Origin of the sequence: Azotobacter salinestris, assembly GCF_009363155.1 — a bacterium.
In the GTDB taxonomy this organism is placed as follows: Bacteria; Pseudomonadota; Gammaproteobacteria; order Pseudomonadales; family Pseudomonadaceae; genus Azotobacter; species Azotobacter salinestris.
The window spans coordinates 2,905,105-2,924,787 of the sequence record NZ_CP045302.1 but is presented as its reverse complement, the minus strand read 5'-3'; the positions used below and the strand labels follow the sequence as shown (position 1 = coordinate 2,924,787).

The following is a 19,683-nucleotide window of genomic DNA, read 5'->3' as shown; positions in this document are numbered from 1 at the left end:
GGGTCACTGGCAGGTCGCGGCCGGCGCGGCGGCCTGCTCGTCCATCCATTGGCGCAGCGACAGCGGACGCATGTCGGTCCAGGTCTTCTCGACGTAGTCGAGCACGGTCTTCTTGTCGCCCCGCACGCCGTCGACGGCGCTCCAGCCGCCGGGGACGGCCTTCCAGTGGGGCCAGATGGAGTACTGTCCTTCGTGGTTGACGAGCACGATGAAGGTTTCGTCCTCGCGGTCGAAGCAGCTGGTAGACATGGGCATCCTCGTACGGGTTGAAGGGAAGCGGCCCCTGCCGGCCGGATGCCGGCACAGGGGGTCGTCTGCCTTCAATGACGAAGCAGCCGGCGGTTTGTTTAGGCGCCTGCCGGAAACGCCCGCCGCGCAGGCTTTCGCGGAGGGAGCGGCTGCCGCCGGAAGCAGGCCGTCGCCGGCCTGGCGTTTGTCTGGAGCGCCTTCGATGCCATAGACTCTTGGCGAGGATGCGAAGCCATGGGCAAGGGATCGGCCACAATCGCGGACAACACGCCACGGTAACGAGCACATGAACGGTCCCCTTCCTCCCGCTCCCGGCACTTCGCCTGCCGAGGAGGCCGCCTACTGGTGCATGCGGCTGCACGAAGACGACTGCAGCGAAGACGAGCGGCAGGCCTTCCAGCGTTGGCTCGACGCGAGCCCCGAGCACGCCCGCGAGTTCGCGGCGATGCTGGAGATCTGGGAGCTCTCCGCCGATCTTCCGCCCGCGTTCGGTCCCCGCGCGGCCGCCCCCGCCCGCCCGCGCCGCCACAGCTGCCTGCGCCGGATGGGACTGGCGGCCGGTCTGGCGGCGCTCGTTCTGCTCCCGGCCGGCTACGGCGGCTGGCGGATGGGCTGGATTCCGGGCAGCTACATCCAGGGCCTGATCCACGACCTGGCGCATCCGCTCTCCGCGCACGTCCATCACTGAAGCCGGCCCCAGGCGCGCTCCGGGTCCCGCCACCCGGGGCAGGGCCGTTGCGCCCGCCCCCTAAATTCCTTCCCCGCCCACTCGTCCTGCACCTCTGACCCTCACAGGCGCGCCGGGCACGGCCGGCGCATCGAGTCGATCTGCCGGACCACGACATGACATACCTCCGCTGGCCCCTGCTCCTGACCCTGCTCGGCTGCGCCCTGGCCCTGACCGGCTGGCAGCGCTTCGCGCCGCCCGTGCCGGCCTACGACGCCGTGCCCGTCGAGCGCGGCGACATCGAGAGCGGCATCGCGGCGTCGGGCATCCTGCAACCCCGCCACTACACGGACGTCGTCGCCCAGACCTCCGGACGGCTGCTGCGCCTGCATGTCGGGGTCGGCGACAGCGTGCAGGCGGGGCAGCTGGTCGCCGAGATCGACCCGTCCGAGCAGCGGGCCGTGGTGGATGCCAGCCGGGCGCAGCTCGAAACCCTCCGGGCCTTGCGCGAGGAGCAACTGGCCCAGCGCGACCTGGCCGGCCAGCAGTACGAACGGCAACGGACCCTGGCCAGAAGCGGCGCGGCGCGCCAGGAGGACGTGCAGACCACCCACGCCGAGCTGCGGGTGGCCGAGGCGCGCCTGAAGAGCACCGACGTCCAGCTCAGGCAGGCCGAGGCCAGCCTGCGCAGCGAAGAAGCCGGACTGGCCCACACGCGCCTTCATGCACCGCTGGACGGCACCGTGATCGCCGTCGGCCAGACGCTCGACATCCAGAAGCGAACACCCCTGATCCGCATCGCCAGACTGACGTCGATGACCGTCCGGGCTCTGGTTCCCGAGGCCGACATCAACCGGGTGAGGCCCGGCATGCCGGCCTGGTTCACCACCCTCGGCGGCGGCGGCCGGCGCTGGCAGGCGCGCGTCCGGCAGATACTGCCGGTGCCGCCGAAGCCGCTGGAGCAGTTGGGCCCCGACGCCGGCGAGCCGGCCGGGCAGGCAGCCGGCCAGGGCCCGGGGGTGCTGTACAGCGTGCTGCTCGACGTCGACAACGAGGACCGGGCGCTGATGGCGGAAATGACCGCCCGGGTGTTCTTCGTCGACAGCCACGTCCGGGATGCGCTCATCGCGCCGCTCGCCGCCCTGCAGGAGAGTGCCGACAAGCCGGACGTCCATCGGGTGCAGGTGCTGCGGCAGGACGGCGAGCCGGATCTGCGCGAAGTCCGTACCGGCATCCGCGACCAGCAGCGTATCGAAGTGCTCGAAGGGCTCGCCGAGGGCGAGCGGCTGCTCGTCAACGCCGCCAGCCGCCACGAGCAATGAGCATGACAGCCAGCGATCGGGCCACTGCCGCACTTCCGGGCCGCCTGCCAGCCCCGGCGCCGCGGTCCGCCGGGCAGCGGCCGGCATGAACCCCGGACACCGACCATCGCCCCAAACCATGCGGCTGGCGCCGGCTGCTGCATGAGGCCGCAGTGAGACGAAAGCCGCTCGCCCTGCTCGGCCTGTACCTGCTCCTGCCCGCCTGCAGCGGCCCGCTGCCGCAGCCGGACAGCGGCCTGGCCATTCCCGGGCAGTGGCAGCACCCGCCGGCGACGGCCACGGCAATGCCCGACGCCGACTGGTGGCGCAGCTTCGGCAGCGAGGAGCTGGACCGGCTGATCGAGCGGGCCCACACCTCCAGCCACGACATCGCCGCAGCGCTCGCCCGGCTGCGCCAGGCGCGGGCCACGGCGACGGTCGAGGGCGCGCCGGTCCTGCCCGAACTGAACGGCGAGGCGAACGCCAACCACGACCGGCTGATCGGCAGCACCGACGGCTACAGCAACGAGCTGGGCGCCACCGAGGAGGACCGGCGCATGGATCATTTCGACACCCTGCTCAGCGTCAGCTACGAGTTGGACCTGTGGAGCGCCAACCGCTCACGGCGGGCCGCCGCGCGCAAGCGGGTCGAGGCCAGCGAGCGGGATCGGGCGGCGGTCGAGCTGACGGTCACGGCCAGCGTCGCCGGCACCTATCTGCAGGTGCTGGCGCTGCGCGAACAGATCCGCATCGCCCGGCTCAACCTGAGCAACGCCGAACAGGTGCTGAAACTGGTCGAGGCCCGTCATGCCGCCGGCGCCAGCCATGCCCTGGAGCTGGCCCAGCAGCGCAGCCTGACCGCCAACCAGCGCTGGCAGATTCCTCGGCTGGAGCAAGAGGAGCGGGAAGCGACCATCGTCCTGGCGACGCTGCTCGGCGTTCCCGTGCAGCAGCTGCGGATCCGCGGCGAGTTCGGCGCCCTGCGCGCGCCGGACATCCGGGCCGGTCTACCCGGCGAACTGCTGGTCCGTCGTCCGGACATCGCCCGGGCCGAGGCCGAACTCGCCGCCGCCGAGGGCGACGTGCGGGTGGCGCGCGCCGCGCTGCTGCCGACCCTCGACCTGGAGATCGGCCTGGGCGGCGGGGCCGAGCGCGCCAGCGTGCTCGCCGACAATCCCTTTCCCTTCCTCGTGCTCGAAGCCGGCCTGAGCGCGCCGATCTTCAACGCCGGGCGGCTGCGTGCCGAACGCGAGCAGGCCCTGGCCAAGCAGGAGGAGCTGCTGCACGACTATCGCCGGGCGATCGTCGACGGGCTGGCCGACGTGGAGAAGGCCCTCAATGCACTCGCCGGCACCGAGCGCCAATTGCACTGGCAGCGCGAGGAGCTGGAGCAGGCCCGGCAGAGCTTCGCCCTGGCCGAGATACGCTATAGGGCGGGCGCCGACACCCTGCTCGACAGCCTCGAGGCCCAGCGCACGCTGTTCCAGGCGCAGGACCAGGAAATCCAGCTGCGCCTCGCCCGCCTGCAGGCATCGGTCAGCCTGTTCAAGGCCCTCGGCGGCGGCTGGCAGAGCGGATCCGGCGGCGACGACGGACGGAGCGAGTGAGCGCTGGACAGGCATCGGCGCGCCAGTATTCCCGCCGTTTCCTGACGCACTCGCAGGGCGGAGCGAAAAAATGTCGAGCCATTGACGGAACTTTTGCATTTACATTCGCTCAGACAAACAATGATAATGATTCTTATTTGACAAAGATCATTGCCAGCGATAACTTCACGAGGCCTCGAAACTTTCGTCAACTCTCGCGCACAGGAACGCCGTATGTCGCACCAAGGAATGCTTGCCGACCGTCTCCTGAGCAGACCGTCCCTTGCTCCCCAGATCCAATCCTTCATCGACCACCGCACCGCCCTGATCAAGATCGCGGCGAATATCACCGGATGTCGCTCCAGGGCCGAGGACGTCGTTCAGGATGCTTTCTTTCGGCTGGAGTCCGCCCACTTGCCCAGCCACTCAATAAAAGCGCAATTGAGTTACATGTTTCGGACCGTACGCAACCTGGCGATCGACTATTACCGCAAGCAGGCGTTCGAGCAGCGTCACCGGGGCAGCGAGGAGGAAGGGATGACGGTCGAGCAGCAGGAAGGCGCATCGCCGGAAAGCCTGCACCAGTGCCAGGAAACCCTCGAACTGATCGCCGAGGCGCTGGAGCAGCTCCCGGAGCGCACCCGCTACGCCTTCGAGATGTACCGCATCCACGGCCGGCAGCAGCGGGAAATCGCCCGCGAACTCGGCGTCTCGCCGACCCTGGTGAACTTCATGATCCGCGACGCCATGGTGCATTGCCGCAAGCACCTCGAAGCCGCCGGGCGCCATGTCTAGGGTCTGTTGACGTTTTGGCGTAGGCCGCGACGGCGGGCCGAAGCGGCGCATGGACGCCCACGGAAAGCCTGACGGTGCGCGGGCAGGCAGGGACGGGGCGGCCGGAGAACGCCTGGCGCGGCTACGCTGACAGGTCAACCGACCCCAGGCGGCATGCGAGGCGATATGGAAATGGCGGATGGACACGGCCCCCTCATCCCTGCGCTCTGCGCCCTCCTCCTCGGCGCCCTGGCGCCTGGCGACGCCGCCCTCGCTCAGCAGCCGCCAAGCGAGCGCGCCCGGCGCCTGTCGGCGGAGGCCGAGGCGCGCGGGCTGGCCGAGCCGTTCAGGGGCGTCACGACGGACGGCGAGGTCGTCCGCGGCCTCTTTCCCCTCCGCTCGACCGGGGTGTCCACCGCGCCGGTTCGCCAGGCCGCCGAGGCGTTTCTCGCCACCTTGACCCCGGAGCAGCATGCCAGGACGCTGTTTCCGGTCGAGGATCCGGAATGGCGCAAGTGGATGAACCAGCACTTCTATATCCGCCAGGGCACGGGCTTCAAGGAGATGACCGGGGCCCAGCGCGAGGCGGCCTTCGAGCTGCTGCGCGCCTCGCTCAGCGCCAAGGGCTTGCAGCAGTCGCGCGACATCATGCGGCTCAATCAGCGGCTGGGCGAACTCAATGACGACAACTTCGCCGAATACGACGAGGGGCTCTACTGGATCACGCTGATGGGCACGCCTGCGGAGCAGGAGCCCTGGGGCTGGCAGCTCGACGGCCACCATCTGGTCATCAACTACTTCGTGCTGGGCGATCAGGTGGTGATGACGCCCACCTTCATGGGCTCCGAGCCGGTGACGGCGACCTCCGGCAGATACCAGGGCACCACGGTACTGCAGGACGAACAGGCCAAGGGCCTGGCACTGATCGACGCGCTCGACGCGGTGCAGCGCCGGAAGGCGATCATCGAGACGGCCAAGACGGGCAACCTCGCCGTGGGCGAGGCGTTCAGGGACAACCTCGTCCTCGACTACGCGGGAATCCGCGCCAGCGAGCTCACGGCCGCGCAGAAGGCGCAGTTGCTCGACCTGATCGGCGAATACGTGCGGAACATGCGCGACGAACACGCGAGCGTGAAGATGGACGAGGTGCGGCGGCATCTGGACGAGACCCGCTTCGCCTGGATCGGCGGCACGCAGCCGGACAGCGTCTTCTACTACCGCATCCACAGCCCGGTGGTCCTGATCGAGTTCGATCATCAGGCACCGGTCGCCCTGCGCCATCTGGAGCGCGGCAAGCCGACCCGCGAGCACATCCACACGGTGATCCGCACGCCGAACGGCAACGATTACGGCAAGGATCTGCTCCGCCAGCACTACGAGCGGCATCCGCACCCGCACGAACATTGAACGGTTTTGTCGGTCGCCGGGCACCGTCTGGCGAAGATGCGCCAGCCAGGCGCGGCCGGTGCGGACGGCAAGCGCTGGCCGGCGGGGCCTGCTTCCTGTTTCCGCCGGAGCGGCATCGGTGGAAAAGCGCTACGCGCGTTTTCCACCCTACGGCCGGGTGCGAATCCGCAGGGTGGGAAACGGCCGCAGGCCTTTCCCACCATAGGCGGCAATGGCTTCTACGCCGGCGGCACGTCGCGGCAAGCGGCGAAGGCGCCCTGGAACAGGGGCGCGAGCGGCGCGATCACTCAGGCACAGGCCGCCTGCGGCTGGCGACAGGCCGCAAGCAACGCATCCACAACTTCCTGGGAGCGCACCGCGACTACCGACAGCAGGGTGTCGCTGAGCCCGTGGCTGTCCTCGCAGCAGCCCTGCAGGAAGATGTTCGGCTGGAATCCCGGACGGGTCGGCAGGCGGTAGCTGCGCTCCAGCTCGGCGTCCCTCTGCAGATGGCGCTCGACCCCTTCCAGCAGGCTCCAGTGGGCGTCGCGGCGGTAGCCGGTGGCGAGCACCAGCAGGTCGAACTCATGGAGCTCCTCGCCGCCGTCCTGGCTGTCGCGCAGGCTCAGGCGCATGCCTCCGGCGCTGGCCGCCACGGCCTGGATCTGCCGGTTGGCGAGCAGGCGGCGCTGCTCGGCGCCGATCACCTTCTGCTGGTAGAGGTCCTGGTAAATGCTCTCGATCAGATCCAGGTTGACCACCGAATAGTTGGTGTGGCTGAGCGAGCGGATCAGTTGCTGGCGCGCGGCGCGTGGCTGGCGGTAGACCACGTCGGTGAAGGCCGGGTCGAAGATCTCGTTGACGAAGGGACTGTCGTCGGCCGGGCGCATCGCCTGGGCGCGCATCACCAGGCTGATCTCGGCCCGGGGGTAGCGCCCCGCCAGGTCGGTGTAGATCTCCGCGGCGCTCTGCCCGGAACCGATCACCGCCACCCGGTAGCGTCCCTCGCGCTCGGGGCAGCACTGGCCGATGCGCTCCAGGTACTGGGAGGAATGGATCAGTCGCGGCTCGCCCTTGAGGCCGGCGAACAGCTCGGGGATCGCCGCCTGGGCGCCGATGCCGACCACCAGGTTGCGGGTCAGCCGGGTACGCGTGCGACCGTCGGCCAACTGCGAGACCACCCGCAGGCGCTGCACCTCGCCGCGCTCCTCGACGCCCTCCACGGCGACCACCTGCTCGCCGTAGTGCACGCGCTCGGCGAAGTGCCCGGCGGCCCAGCGCAGGTAGTCGTTGTACTCGATGCGCGACGGATTGCAGGTGCCGAGGTTGATGAAGGGCAGCAGACGCTGCTGCTCGTGCAGATAGTTGACGAAGGTGAAGCGGCTCGCCGGGTTGCGCAGGGTCGCCAGGTCCTTGAGATAGGAGATCTGCATGCGGCTGTTCTCCAGCAGCATGCCGCCATGCCATTCGAAGGCCGGCTTGCTGTCCAGGAAGCAATAGCGCAGACCGGATTCGCGGGTCCTGGAATCCTCCTCCAGGGCAATGGCGATGGCCAGGTTGGCCGGGCCGAAGCCCACGCCGATCACATCGTATTCCAGCGTTTCTATGCTCATGTGCAATGTCGATCCTGTCTTCTAGACGTACCAAGGGTGACCGTTGCTCCGCGCCGCGGGCGCAGGGGGGCCGGGTCCCTGCCTGACCTCATCAGTGGTGGTGGCCGCATGGGTCGCGACTCGCTTTTTTAGGAATTGCTCACGCCAGCCGGACAGCGGGCGAAGAAGGCCTCGTGCTCCAGCACCATCAGGGCGGCGCGCTTGCGGGGTAACTCGATCTCCCTGAGCCGGGCGAAGCCCAGTGCCTGCAGGTGCCGGATCATCCGCGCGTTGTCGGCGCGCGGCTCGCAGACGATGCGCCGGGTGCGCGGCTCGTCGAGAAACAGATAACGGGCCAGCGCAGCCAGCCAGGCGGCGACCTTGTGCGGGCCGCGGTGGTGCTCCTCGCCGACCAGCATGTGGATGCCACGGTCGTAGTCGTCGACCGCGTAGAAGGGCGCGATGCGGTCCTCCCTGGCCCAGTAGGCCTCGTAGTAGGCGAAGGGCTCGTCGTCGAAGGCGCCGATCAGCGACAGCACCCGCGGATCGGCGGCCCGTGCCTCGAGGTAGCGGCGGTGCCGCGCCAGGTCGCCCTCCTCCTCCCAGAAGGCGGCCACCCGCGGCTGGTTCTGCCAGCGGTTGAAGCGCGCCAGATCCGCCTCGATGTCGAGGGTGCGCAGCGACACCCAGGCCCCCAGGGCGGCGTCGAGGCATCGGTAGACCTCGCCCTGCGGCTTGGGCTGGCGCAATGGGTGGGGGCGGTCGGAGGCATGCATGCGCACCGGTCCGGAATCGGCGCCGTACTCGGGCAGCGGGCCGCCGTGGCGGGGCGGAAGCCTGTCGGTGCCGGCAAGCCCTTGCCCATCGGGCAGCCCGGCACTATCGGCAAGCGGCGAGGAATGCGCAGACATGGCGCTGCTCTCCATACCGGCAGTGATGGCTGTGGCTAGCCATGGCGTGGCGCGGGGTACGGGCGGGAACCTGTCGCGCAGTCCCGCCGGCCGGCTTCAGGCCCGCACGGCCCCGTGTGAAGGGGACAACCGGTCCCAGCGGATGATTCGGCGACAGCATGCCCGCACTCCATTACCCCGAAGAAACGAGAGGACGTCTCGTTTTGCTCTCATATCGGTAAGGACGGATGGCTCTGGAAGAAATTTAGAAAGGCCGCGAAAAAGTCCACCCGGCGACGGCACAGGCCACGCAACATCTGCGCCGCCAGGTCCGCCGCCCAGCGCTCGAGCGCGCCGTCGGCGGCAGCGCACGGCAGCGCCGCGTCCGCCGGTGTCATGCCGTAGCTTCGGCCGATGGCCTGCATGTGCCTGGACAGGTCGGCATGCCCGATCGTCACCGCCCCGGGCCGCCCCGGCGCCCCGCCGGCATGGAGCAGGCAGGCGGGATCCTGAGGCCGGAGGGCCAGGTTCGGCGGCTCGCTGCTGTAACCGCCGGCGTCGAGCAGGTCCAGGCAGATCGCCTCCACCTCCTCGCGCAGTGGCACCCGGCTGCACAGCGCCGTGCTGGTGAGCAGCCACTGCAGCCCCGAATCCTCGACCATGCAGGCCAGCTGCTCGCGGGGACAGTCGGGGTCCAGCGGCACGAAGGCGCCGCCGGCCTTGAGGATCGCCAGCAGGCCTTCGATCATCGCCATGCCGTGCGCCAGACAGAGACCGACCCGCATGCCGGGGCCGACGCCGCATTCGATCAGATGGCGGGCCAGGCGGTTGCTGCGCGTCTCCAGCACGACCTGAGCGAGCCGCAGGTCGCCGTGCGCCAGGGCGATGGGCTCCGGATGGCGCCGGGCCGGCTCGGGCAAGGCGCAGGTGTGGGCGGGGCCGGCCGCCGGGGCTGCGCCGGAGAGCCGGGTGCGCGGCGCGTGCAGGCAGTGGGCGCGGATCGCCCGCAGCTCTTCCTGCAGGCGCTGCAGCAGGCCCTCGAGGGTCGAGCGCTGCCACTGGCTGGGGCTGAAGTCGAGACGCAGGTGCAGGGCGCCGCCGCGCTGCTCGACCTCAATGCAGAGGGGAGCCTCCAGAAGCGCATCCGCCTCGCGCCAGCGGCCGGCGTCGAGCAGACGCAGCGGCCCGTCGCGCCTGCCCCCGAACGGTTCCAGGTACCTGAACAGCACCTGCGCAGCGGCCCCGGCCAGTGCGCCGCGGCGCAGCAGCAGGCCGTAGGCCAGGCCGCCGTCGGCGACGCTGCCCAGCTGTTCGCGGATCGCCCGGAGGTTGCCGGGCAGGTCGGCCGTCGGCTGCAGGCGCAGCGGGTAGCGACTGGTGAAGCAGCCGACCGTGCGGCCGGGGTCGAGCCCGTCGAACAACGGCGCACGGCCATCACTTTCCAGATGCAGGCAGATGCCGTCCTGCTCGCTCCAGGCGCAGAGCACCCGGCTCAACGCGCACAGCAGCACCTCGTCGGCGCGCAGCCGGTACGCCTGGCGGGCGGCCTGCAGCAGTTCGCGGCTGAATTCGGCGCAGAGGGAAAGCTCCAGGCGCTGGCGCTGCCCCTCGCGGGCCGGCTCCCGCGCCAGCAGCGGCAACTGCGTGCAGGCACGCTCCTGGGCCAGCCAGAAGTCGCGCTGGGCCTGCACTGCCGGTGCGGCGGCCCAGGCCTCCAGGCGCTCGGCCCAGGCCTTGAAGGAGACGCTTCCGGCCGGCAGCCCGACGCGCCGGCCGGCGGCGAGCTGCCCACAGGCCTGCTGCAGGTCCTCCAGCAGGACCTGCCAGGAGAGCTCGTCCGCCGCCAACTGATGGATCGCCAGCAGCAGGCGGTCGGCGCGGCCCGCCTGGCGCAGGTACAGGCCCCGCAGCAGCGGGCCGTTGCGCGGGTCCAGGCTGCGCTGGAGTTCCGCGCAGCGCGTCGCGACCTCGGCCTCGCCGCGCACCTCGCAGAACCGGAGCAGCTCCCGGGGCTCGACGCCCTTCGCACATGCCTGACGCCAGGCGCCGTCCTCCCCGGCGAAGCGCAGGCGCAGCGCGTCGTGCTGCGCCACCAGGGCCTGCAGGGCCTGTTCCAGGAGGAACGGCTCCAGGCCCTCGGCCAGCTCGCACAGCAGGTACCGGTTGCACGGCGCCACCCCCAGGTCTTCGAGCAGGCACGCCTGGAGCGGCAATAGCGGCACGGCGCCGCTCTCACCATCCGGAGTCGGGCCGCAGGAGACATCTTGCGGTGGCGGCTGCCTGGCTGCCCCGGGCGGGAGCAGGGAAGAACGTGAAGAACGGGCAGTCATGGCGGCACCTCGCAGACTGGGCGGCCCGGGCAGCGGACGGCGGCCGGGAATGTGACGGGGGCGAGCGGCGGCCTCACTCGGCCATGGCGTCGCGCAGGCTGCGCCGGGGCATGTCGGTCCAGATTCCGGAGACGTAGGCCAGGCAGGACTGGCGGTCGCCGCTGATGCCGCTCTCCTGCCAGCCGGCCGGCATTGTCTTGTACTCCGGCCAGATCGAGTACTGCTGCTCGGCATTGACCACCACGTGGAACTGGGTATCGGCTTGGTCGTAATTCATGGCTTGGCTCCTTGTCGTTCGGCGCGACGGGGCTGCGTCGCTGATCGCCGCAGGCAATAATGAGAATAATTTTCATTGTTACCTGTCAAGTCGGCCGGCTGACCGGTCGCCTGCAGATACGACAGACGAGCAATCAGGCGGCTGCCAGCATTGCCCCGGCCCGGCGAAACGGGTACAGCTGTGCGCCTCTTCCCGACCTCGCCGCCCCCCGTTTCCCGATCAGGACCGATTCGCCCATGCTGTCCACGGAACTCTTGCTCGTCGCCATACCGGCGGTGCTGCTGACCGGCCTGTCCAAGGGCGGCTTCGGCGGCGCCTTCGGCGGCATCGCCGTGCCCCTGCTGGCGCTCGCCGTGCCGCCCACCCAGGCTGCGGCGATCATGCTGCCGATTCTCTGCACCGCCGATCTGGTCGGCCTGCGCGCCTACTACGGCAAGTGGGACCTGGCGAACCTGAAGATCATGCTGCCCGGCGCGCTGCTCGGCGTGCTGCTCGGCGCGCTGACCTTCGGCATGCTCGACGAGCGGGTCATCGCCCTGCTGATCGGCTGCATCGCCGTGACCTTCGTGCTGCTCAACCTGCTGCGCCCGCCGGCCAGCACGGCCGGGCTGCCGCCGGCGCGCGGCAAGGGCACCGCGCTCTCCGCGCTGGCCGGCTTCACCAGCTTCGTCGCCCACGCCGGCGGCCCGCCGGTGATGATGCACCTGCTGCCGCAGCAGCTGGACAAGGTGCGCTACGTCGCCACCATCAACGTATTCTTCCTGCTGACCAATGCGGTCAAGCTGCTGCCCTACGCGCTGCTCGGGCAGTTCTCCAGCGACAACCTGCTGACCAGCCTCGCCCTCGCGCCGCTCGTGCCGCTGGGCGTGTGGACCGGCCTCTGGCTGCAGGAGCGGGTCAATCACCAGTGGTTCTACCGTATCGCCCGCGCCGGTCTGCTGCTGGCCGGCATCCAACTGATCGTGCAGAACCTCTGAGCCTGAGACCGGCAGCGTCCCGATGGCGCGGGCCGCAGCCTGGGCGCTGCAACCTATGGCCCTTTTGTCTTAAGCTGCACAGCCAGCCGCTTCGCTTGGCACTTCGAAGACCATCGCCGCCCCCGGCCTCGTCCCAGGACCCCGACATGAAAACACGCCACGTTCTTCCCCTGCTTGCCCTGACCCTGCTGCCCGGCGCCGCCTTCGCCCATCCCGGGCATGGCGAGAACGGCCTGATCGCCGGCCTGCTGCACCCCTTCGGCGGCCTGGATCACCTGCTGGCGATGCTGGCCATCGGCATCTGGGCCGCGCAGCAATCGCGCCCCCTGAAGCTCGCCGTGCCGGCCGCCTTCCTCGCCGCGCTGCTCGGCGGCTTCGCCCTGGCCGTGGCCGGTGTCGGCCTGCCGCTGGTGGAAACCGGCATCGCCCTCTCCGTGCTGCTGAGCGGCCTGCTGATCGCCGGCGCCGCCCGCCTGCCGGCACCGCTGGCGCTGGGCCTGACCGCGGTATTCGCCCTGTTCCACGGCCATGCCCACGGCCTGGAAGCCAGCGGCGGCCTCGCCGCCTTCGCCGCCGGCTTCCTCGCCGCCAGCCTGAGCCTGCACCTGGGCGGCGGCCTGCTCACCGCCGCCGTGCAGCAGCGCCTGCCCCTGCTGGCCCGCGGCGCCGGCGCGGCCATCGCCGCCAGCGGCGCACTGATGATGATCTGATCGCCCCGGCGACGATCGGCTTCCGGACCGGGCCAGGTGCCCGGTCTTTTTTTGGGTGGCCGCACAAGCAGGCACAAGGCCGATCACCCTTCCATGACTCAAGTCAACAAAAGCCACATTTTTCTGCAGGAATTACGACAAAACCTCTGTCGCTATCGCGACACTTTGTCGCGCGAGACGTTCGCATTAACACGTAACCAATTGATTCCTTGGAAAGAGTCACGAATGGCATGGTTCGTGAATGCAAGAAAAGCGAAGCCCACTGAAATGCTCCTCGGAGGAACCGCCATGAACATGCAAGCGTTCGGCATTCTGACCCTGACCTTCAGCCTGCTGGCTCTGAGCAACGTACAGGCCGACGAGATCATCGGGGAAACCGAAGACCGGGCGGCGGGCGGCGGCATGACCGGCATGATGGTCGGCGCCATCGGCGGCCCGATCGGCGCGCTGATCGGCGCCGGCGTCGGCGCCCTGGTCGGCAGTTCCGGTCAGGAGGCCTCCGAGGGCGGCGAGCATAGCTATCAGGTTCGCACCGACAGTGGCACGGTGAAGACGGTGCGCTCCGCCAACCGCCGCTTCGCGGTCGGCGACCAGGTCGAGATCCGCGGCAACCGCCCCTACCCCAAATCCGCCGGCAAGTCCGCCGCCCTGGCCGACAACGGCGGCACGCGCCCCCTGCGCTGAGCGGTCCGGCGGCTCTCACCGGGCTTTCCGCACGACCCCGGCGCCCCCGGGCGTCACGGTGGCCGGCCGCGCGCCCCTTGATTACCGTGCGCTGGATCGCCATCCGCAGCCCGCTAAAGACCGCCACGGTCCGTCCCGCACCAGGCTGCACAAGCGGTACCCCCTCCTTAAGCATTAAATTGCCATCATTTTCTTGATCCACATCAATAGAAGGGGTATTTTCTATCTCAACGGAGACGGAGGCCTGCCACAAGCAGCGCGCTGCGTCCCGACCAACCGATTCGACCAAGATCGCTGGAATGTTTCCTCGGAGGAACTGCCATGAAAAAGCTCGGCACCCTGGCCCTGACTCTCGCCCTGCTGGCCGCCGGTAGCGTACATGCCGCCGAAGTTCTCGAGGAAACCAGGGATCAGACCACCGGCAAGTCGGTCGGTGGCATGAACGGCATGATGATCGGTGCGATCGGCGGTCCGATCGGCATGCTGATCGGCGCCGGCATCGGCGCCCTGTTCGGTGGCGAGGCCCAGGAGGCCGCCGGCCTCAGCGACCGCGCCTACAAGGTCCGCACCGCCGATGGCGCAGAGAAGGTCGTGCGCTCCCCGGCCGAGGCCTTCGCCGTCGGCGACAAGGTGGAAACCCGCGGCAACCGGGTGTTCAGCGATCCGGCGATGGCCGATGACCGGCTGTACGACAGTGCGCTCAGCTATCGCGAGTGATTGACTCCAGATCAAAAGCCCGGCTCTTCAGCCGGGCTTTTGCTTTCTGGGTTCAGTTGGATTGGCATAAGCATCGGGTCTTGTGCGCAAGTCCCATGTGCTTTTCGGCTACAAGCAGGCACAGGCCCGCTCTCCATCGTTATGACGAAGCGCTTTCCGCTGCCCGACCGACAGGTTTCGCCTCGCACGGCGAGTCACTTTTGTCAGTGGCGCCTGCCCGGCCGGGACAAAAGTAACCAAAACCGCTTGCCCCTTCATCCGGCCCTGCGCTGCGCTCCGGATCCCCTCCCTCCGTCGTTGCTCCAGGGGCCCGGCCCGCAGGGCCATCCATGGCCCGCGGGCCTCTCGCCGCATCCATGCGGCTCAACCCCTTGCGCAACGACTCCACTCGGCCTCCTGAAAGGGGCACTCGGCGCTGCCTGATAGGCTCTGCATAAAGAGCAAAGGCTAATCTGCAGCCAGCGTACTTTGTAAACATTCCGCTCAACCCTCAGCCCACTGCCCAGCCCCGTACAGAAGGCCGAGCGCAGGCGCAGTGGAGGGGGACGCGAGGCATGGACGCCGAGCGAGGCACGAAGGGACAGGGACGTCCCTTCGTGGCGTGCCCCCGGAGCAGTGCCGGAGCGAGGGGACCCGTAACGAAGCGCAGCGCAGTGGAGGGCCGGATGTCGGGTGCCCTTCTTCTTTGGTTCCTTTCTTCTTGGGCAAGCAAGAAGAAAGGAACTCGCCGTGCAGGGCGAAATCTGTCGGTCGCGCCGAGGAAAGCAGACGGCTTGAATAACCCAAGGCAGGGCCAACACCGACCTTCTTACTTATCAGCAGATCCTCGGCAACTGCTCCCCATTCAACCAATCCACCATCCGACTCCCGCCGAACAGCGTCTCCATCTGCACGAAGCAGCGCTCGTCGGCCACCACGGTGCCGATGATCGCCGCCTCGCGCCCCTGCGGATGCTCGCGCATGACCGCCAGCAGGCGCTCGGCCCGTTCGGCCGGGCAGATGGCGATCAGCTTGCCCTCGTTGGCCACGTACAAGGGATCGAGGCCGAGGAATTCGCAGGCGGCGCGCACCGGCTCGCGCACCGGGATGGCCTGTTCGACGAGCTGCATGCCGACGCCCGACTGGCGGGCCAGTTCGTTGAGGGTGTTGCCCAGGCCGCCGCGGGTCGGGTCGCGCAGGCAGCGGATCTCCGGCACCGCCTCGACCATGGCGGCGACCAGGTGGTGCAGAGCCTGGGAGTCGGAGCCGATGTCGGCCTCGAAGCCGAGGCCCTCGCGCAGCGAGAGGATGGTCACGCCGTGATCGCCGATGCTGCCGGAGAGCAGGATGCGGTCGCCCGGCCGGGCCCGATCCCCGGAGAGGTAGAGCCCCGGCGGCACCACGCCGACCCCGGTGGTGGTGATGAACACCCCGTCGCCCTTGCCGCGCTCGACCACCTTGGTGTCGCCGGTGACCACCGGCACGCCCGCCTCGCGGGCGGCGGCGGCCATCGACTCGACGATGCGCGCCAGGTCGGCCAGCGGGAAGCCTTCCTCGAGGATGAAGCCGGCGGCCAGGTAGCAGGGCCGGGCGCCGGCCATGGCCACGTCGTTGATGGTGCCGTGCACGGCGAGGCTACCGATGTCGCCGCCGGGGAAGAACAGCGGCGAGATCACGTGGCTGTCGGTGGCCATCACCACCCGCCCGGGCGGCAGCTCGAACTGCGCCTGGTCGTTGCGCTGGTCCAGCCACTGGTTGCGCAGGGCGCGGGCGAACAGCTCCTCGATCAGTTGGCCCATGGCGCGGCCGCCGCTGCCGTGGACCATCTCCACGCTGCCGTTCCTGAGATCGAGCCGGCTCATCGGGCCACCTCCACGGCGCCCTGGCGCTGGCGGCCATAAGCGTACCAGGCGGCGCAGGCGCCTTCGGAGGAGACCATGCAGGAACCCAGCGGGTTGTCCGGGGTGCAGGGATTGCCGAACAGCCGGCAGTCGCGCGGGCTCTTCGCCCCGCGGAGGATCGCCGGGCATTCGCAGGCCTTGTTCTCCAGCCCGGTGCGCGGCTCGATGGCGAAGCGCCGCTCGGCGTCGAATCCGGCGAAGGCCTCGCGGATCTGCAGGGCGCTGTGCGGCACGGCGCCCAGGCCGCGCCATTCGAAGCTCTCGCGCAGCTCGAAGACCCGCTCGGTCAGCGCCTTGGCCTTGAGGTTGCCGTCCCGAGTGACCGCGCGGGTGAACTGGTTCTCCACCTCGGCGCGCCCCTCGTTGAGCTGGCGCACCAGCATCAGCAGGGCCTGCAGCAGGTCCAGCGGCTCGAAGCCGGCGATCACCAGCGGCGTGCCGTACTGCGCGGGGAAGGGTGCGTAGGCGTCGCTGCCGATCACCGTGCTGACGTGGGCCGGGCCGATGAAGCCGTCCAGCTGCAACGTGCCGGCGAGCGCTTCCGGGGTGGCGAGGATGGCGTGCATCGCCGCCGGGGTCAGCACGTGGTTGCAGAACACCGAGAAATTCGTCAGGCCGAGTTTCTGCGCCTGCTCGATCACCAGCGCGGTAGGCGGGGTGGTGGTCTCGAAACCGATGGCGAAGAACACCACCTCTTTATTCGGGTTGTCCTGCGCCAGCTTCAGCGCCTCGGCCGGCGAGTAGAGCATGCGCACCGCGGCGCCCTCGGCGCGCGCCTTGAGCAGGCTGATGCGCCCGGAGGCGGGCACGCGCAGCATGTCGCCGTAGGTGCAGAGGATCACCTGCGGGCGGCGCGCCAGTTCGATGGCCATGTCCAGCCGGCCGATCGGCATCACGCAGACCGGGCAGCCGGGGCCGTGGATCAGCCGCACGTTGGCCGGCAGCAGGTCGGGGATGCCATAGCGGAAGATCGCGTGGGTGTGCCCGCCGCAGAACTCCATCAGCCGGTACGCACGCGCGGGATCGGCCTCGGCGGCGATGCGCGCGGCGAGCTGGCGCGCGGTGGCGCCGTCGCGGAATTCGTCGACGTACTTCATGGCGCCTCTCCCTGCGCGGCTTGCTCGGCCTCGGCCAGTTGGCCCAGTTCGGCGAGCAGCGCCAAGGTGCGCTGCGCCTCGGCCTCGTCGAGCTTCTGCAGGGCGAAGCCGACGTGCAGGATCACGTAGTCGCCCACCTTCAGGTCGTCGAGCAGGGCGACGTTGATGGTCTTGCGCAGGCCGCCGATGCAGGCGACCGCGCTCTGCTCGTCGAGCAGTTCCTCGATGCGGACCGGAATGGCCAGGCACATCACGCTTGTCCTCGTGTCGATGGGATGTCCGGCGCCAGCAACGTCGCCCAGGCCTGGCCGAGGGCCAGACCGCCGTCGTTGACCGGCGCCCGCCGCGCCAGCAGCGGCGTCAGGCCGGCGGCGCGCAGGCGTGCGCAGAGCCCGTCGCGCAACCAGGTGTTCAGGAGGCAGCCGCCGCCCAGGGCGATCCGCCGCAGGCCGGTGGTCTCGGCGGCGCGCGCCGCCCAGATGGCCAGGGCCTCGATCAGCACGCCGTGGAACAGCCCGGCGCCGGTCCGCGTATCGTGCAGGTCCGCCAGTTGCGCGAGCAGCGGCGAGAGGTCCAGGCGATTGTCGTCGCCGATCCGCCAGAGTGCGGGAACCGCCTCCGGCAGGCCGACCACCCGCGACTCCAGGCGCAGCGCCGCTTCGGCCTCGTAGCGCTGCCGTTCGCCCAGGCCCAGGAGGCCCGCGGCGGCATCGAACAGCCGGCCGGCGCTGCTGCTCGGCGGACAATTGAAGCCGCGTTCGAGCATCCGCGCAATGGCCGCGCTGCCCGGCTCGATGGCGAAGCGCATGGCGATCTCGTCGCCGCGGCCCAGCGCATGCAGGGCGCCGGCGGCCATGCGCCAGGGCTCGCGCGATGCCTGGTCGCCGCCGGGCAGCGGCAGCGGACTCAGCTCGCCGAGCCAGGCGCAGCCGTCCGCCGCCACCTTCAACAGTTCGCCGCCGCGCAGCCGGCCGTCGGCGCCGAGGCCGAAGCCGTCCAGCGCCAGGCCGAGCACCGGCTCGGCGAGGCCGTGCTCGGCCATCACCGCGGCGATGTGGGCGTGGTGGTGCTGAACGGGGTGCAGCGTCAGGCCGTGGCGCTCGGCATGATCGCGGGCGAGGCGGCTGGCGTAGAAATCCGGGTGCAGGTCGCAGGCGATACGCTCGGGACGGACGCCGAGCAGCTCGCCGAACTGCGCCACCGTGCGCTCCAGGGCGCGGCAGGCGTCGGCGCTGTGCAGGTCGCCGATGTGCGGCGACAGCCAGGCGCGGTCGCCCCGGGTCAGGCAGATGGCGTTCTTCAACTGGCCGCCCAGGGCCAATACCGATGGACCACTGCGGGCCAGGCGGATTTCCAGGGGCGCCAGGCCGCGGCCGCTGCGGACCACCACGGGTGCATGGCCCAGGGCATTGATCACCGAGTCGTCGCAGCGGTTGAGGATCTCGCGGTCGTGCAGCAGCCAGAGGTCGGCGATGCCGGCGAGCTTCTCGCGCGCCTCGCCGTTGCCGGTGATCAGCGGCTCGCCGCTCAGGTTGGCGCTGGTCATCACCAGTACCAGGTCCTGGGGCGCGGCGGTCCAGGCCGTGCCGGCCGGCCGCCCGGCGGCCTCGTGGAACAGCAGCCAGTGCAGCGGGCTGTGCGGCAGCATCACGCCGAGCCAGGCGAGATCCGGCGCCACTTCGGCGGCGAGCAAGCCATCGGTGGCGGGCCGCCTGCGCAGCAGCACCACCGGCGCGGCCGGGCCGGTCAGCTCGTCCAGGCCGCTCGCGTTCAGCTCGACCAAGGCTTCCAGCGAAGCCGGGTTGGCGGCCATCAGCGCGAAGGGCTTGCCCGGGCGGCGCTTGCGCCGGCGCAGTTCGGCCACCGCCTTGGCATTGCGCGCATCGCAGGCCAGGTGGAAGCCGCCGACCCCGCGCAGGGCGACAACTTCGCCGCGGCGCAGGGCTGCCAGCGCCAGGGCGACGGGATCTCCGGGCAGGCGCCGGCCCTCGCCGTCCTCGCACCACAGCCGTGGGCCGCAGGCCGGGCAGGCGATCGGCTGGGCGTGGAAGCGCCGGTCGACCGGATCTTGGTACTCGCGCCGGCAGTCCGGGCAGAGTTCGAAACCGGCCAGGCTGGTCTGCGCGCGGTCGTAGGGCAGACGACGGATCAGGCTGTAGCGCGGGCCGCAGTGGGTGCAGTTGATGAAGGGATGGCGCCAGCGGCGGCTTTGCGGATCGCAGAGTTCTTCCAGGCAGGCCGGGCAGACCGCGGCATCCGGCGGCGGTGCCAGCGCCCCGCTCCTCTCGTCGCGGCTCGCTGCGATGGCGAAGCCGGAAAAGCGCGCCCCGCCGGGCAGCGCCGTGCGCTCGAGGGCATCGAGGCGCGCCAGCGGCGGCAGCTCGGCGGGCAGGCGGCGCTCGAATTCGGCGAGCACCGCCGGTGGGCCCTGCAGGTCGATGCGCACGCCCTCGCCGGTGTTGCACACCTCGCCGGCCAGGCCGAGCGCGGTGGCCAGACGGTGCACGCCGGGGCGCATGCCGACCCCCTGCACCCGGCCGCGCAGCAGCAGGCGCACGCCCGCTTC

The 19,683-nt window shown here is 70.0% G+C and carries 17 protein-coding genes and 1 pseudogene; 9 read left to right on the top strand and 9 right to left on the bottom strand.

Annotation, left to right across the window (positions count from 1 at the left end; genetic code table 11):
• Window positions 1-3 precede the first annotated feature (3 nt).
• The gene (locus GCU53_RS13630; protein ID WP_152388099.1) at window positions 4-249 is read right to left on the bottom strand and encodes an MbtH family protein; all 246 of its coding nucleotides are present in this window, start codon (window positions 247-249) and stop codon (window positions 4-6) included.
• Window positions 250-535: 286 nt separating this feature from the next.
• Between GCU53_RS13630 and GCU53_RS13625 the strand changes: the two genes are divergently transcribed.
• The 5 genes from GCU53_RS13625 (at window position 536) to GCU53_RS13605 (ending at window position 5,984) form a co-directional block, all read left to right on the top strand.
• Window positions 536-937 (top strand): FecR/PupR family sigma factor regulator, encoded by a 402-nt coding sequence (locus GCU53_RS13625; protein WP_152388098.1) that lies wholly within the window; start codon window positions 536-538, stop codon window positions 935-937.
• 155 nt (window positions 938-1,092) lie between these two features.
• Window positions 1,093-2,238 carry an efflux RND transporter periplasmic adaptor subunit gene (locus tag GCU53_RS13620; protein WP_152388097.1) on the top strand — a complete coding sequence of 382 codons (1,146 nt, stop codon included), beginning with the start codon at window positions 1,093-1,095 and terminating at the stop codon, window positions 2,236-2,238.
• 152 nt (window positions 2,239-2,390) lie between these two features.
• The gene (locus tag GCU53_RS13615) at window positions 2,391-3,824 is read left to right on the top strand and encodes an efflux transporter outer membrane subunit (RefSeq protein WP_152388096.1); all 1,434 of its coding nucleotides are present in this window, start codon (window positions 2,391-2,393) and stop codon (window positions 3,822-3,824) included.
• A 228-nt stretch (window positions 3,825-4,052) separates the two neighbouring features.
• Window positions 4,053-4,598, top strand: a complete 546-nt coding sequence (locus tag GCU53_RS13610) for an RNA polymerase factor sigma-70 (protein ID WP_152389896.1) — start codon at window positions 4,053-4,055, stop codon at window positions 4,596-4,598.
• A gap of 165 nt (window positions 4,599-4,763) precedes the next feature.
• On the top strand, window positions 4,764-5,984 hold the full coding sequence (locus GCU53_RS13605) for a DUF3500 domain-containing protein (protein ID WP_208845253.1): 1,221 nt from the start codon (window positions 4,764-4,766) through the stop codon (window positions 5,982-5,984).
• A 287-nt stretch (window positions 5,985-6,271) separates the two neighbouring features.
• Here GCU53_RS13605 and GCU53_RS13600 read toward each other — a convergent pair whose 3' ends face one another.
• From GCU53_RS13600 to GCU53_RS13585, 4 genes and pseudogenes are all read right to left on the bottom strand, one after another.
• Window positions 6,272-7,576, bottom strand: a complete 1,305-nt coding sequence (locus GCU53_RS13600; protein ID WP_152388095.1) for a lysine N(6)-hydroxylase/L-ornithine N(5)-oxygenase family protein — start codon at window positions 7,574-7,576, stop codon at window positions 6,272-6,274.
• A gap of 128 nt (window positions 7,577-7,704) precedes the next feature.
• A pseudogene (locus GCU53_RS13595) lies at window positions 7,705-8,316 on the bottom strand (GNAT family N-acetyltransferase); the annotation flags it as partial.
• Between the two features lie 359 nt (window positions 8,317-8,675).
• Complete coding sequence (locus tag GCU53_RS25500) at window positions 8,676-10,667, bottom strand: condensation domain-containing protein (RefSeq protein WP_244306763.1); 1,992 nt, start codon at window positions 10,665-10,667, stop codon at window positions 8,676-8,678.
• Between the two features lie 181 nt (window positions 10,668-10,848).
• Window positions 10,849-11,052: an MbtH family protein gene (locus tag GCU53_RS13585; RefSeq protein WP_152388093.1), complete on the bottom strand. Its 204-nt coding sequence runs from the start codon at window positions 11,050-11,052 to the stop codon at window positions 10,849-10,851.
• A gap of 236 nt (window positions 11,053-11,288) precedes the next feature.
• Here GCU53_RS13585 and GCU53_RS13580 point away from each other — a divergent pair, with 236 nt between their 5' ends.
• The 4 genes from GCU53_RS13580 to GCU53_RS13565 all read left to right on the top strand — a co-directional run bounded on the left by GCU53_RS13580 (window position 11,289) and on the right by GCU53_RS13565 (window position 14,140).
• Window positions 11,289-12,029 carry a sulfite exporter TauE/SafE family protein gene (locus GCU53_RS13580; RefSeq protein WP_152388092.1) on the top strand — a complete coding sequence of 247 codons (741 nt, stop codon included), beginning with the start codon at window positions 11,289-11,291 and terminating at the stop codon, window positions 12,027-12,029.
• 146 nt (window positions 12,030-12,175) lie between these two features.
• Complete coding sequence (locus GCU53_RS13575) at window positions 12,176-12,739, top strand: HupE/UreJ family protein (RefSeq protein WP_152388091.1); 564 nt, start codon at window positions 12,176-12,178, stop codon at window positions 12,737-12,739.
• Window positions 12,740-13,033: 294 nt separating this feature from the next.
• Entirely contained in the window at window positions 13,034-13,423 is a 390-nt protein-coding gene (locus GCU53_RS13570) for a hypothetical protein (protein WP_152389894.1), read from the top strand.
• Window positions 13,424-13,744: 321 nt separating this feature from the next.
• Window positions 13,745-14,140: a hypothetical protein gene (locus GCU53_RS13565; protein ID WP_152388090.1), complete on the top strand. Its 396-nt coding sequence runs from the start codon at window positions 13,745-13,747 to the stop codon at window positions 14,138-14,140.
• A gap of 815 nt (window positions 14,141-14,955) precedes the next feature.
• On the opposite strand, the gene hypE is transcribed toward GCU53_RS13565, so the two are convergent.
• Genes hypE through hypF form a run of 4 tightly spaced genes read right to left on the bottom strand, consistent with a single transcriptional unit; the run spans window position 14,956 to window position 19,674 of the window.
• Window positions 14,956-15,981 carry a hydrogenase expression/formation protein HypE gene (gene hypE, locus GCU53_RS13555; protein ID WP_152388089.1) on the bottom strand — a complete coding sequence of 342 codons (1,026 nt, stop codon included), beginning with the start codon at window positions 15,979-15,981 and terminating at the stop codon, window positions 14,956-14,958.
• A complete protein-coding gene (gene hypD / locus GCU53_RS13550) occupies window positions 15,978-17,117 on the bottom strand; it encodes a hydrogenase formation protein HypD (RefSeq protein ID WP_152388088.1) in 1,140 nt (379 codons plus the stop codon). The genes hypE and hypD overlap by 4 nt, the downstream gene beginning before the upstream one ends.
• Entirely contained in the window at window positions 17,114-17,368 is a 255-nt protein-coding gene (locus GCU53_RS13545; protein WP_090621515.1) for a HypC/HybG/HupF family hydrogenase formation chaperone, read from the bottom strand. Before GCU53_RS13545 ends, hypD begins: the two co-directional genes overlap by 4 nt.
• A complete protein-coding gene (gene hypF, locus GCU53_RS13540; protein WP_152388087.1) occupies window positions 17,368-19,674 on the bottom strand; it encodes a carbamoyltransferase HypF in 2,307 nt (768 codons plus the stop codon). The genes GCU53_RS13545 and hypF overlap by 1 nt, the downstream gene beginning before the upstream one ends.
• Between the last annotated feature and the right edge of the window lie 9 nt (window positions 19,675-19,683).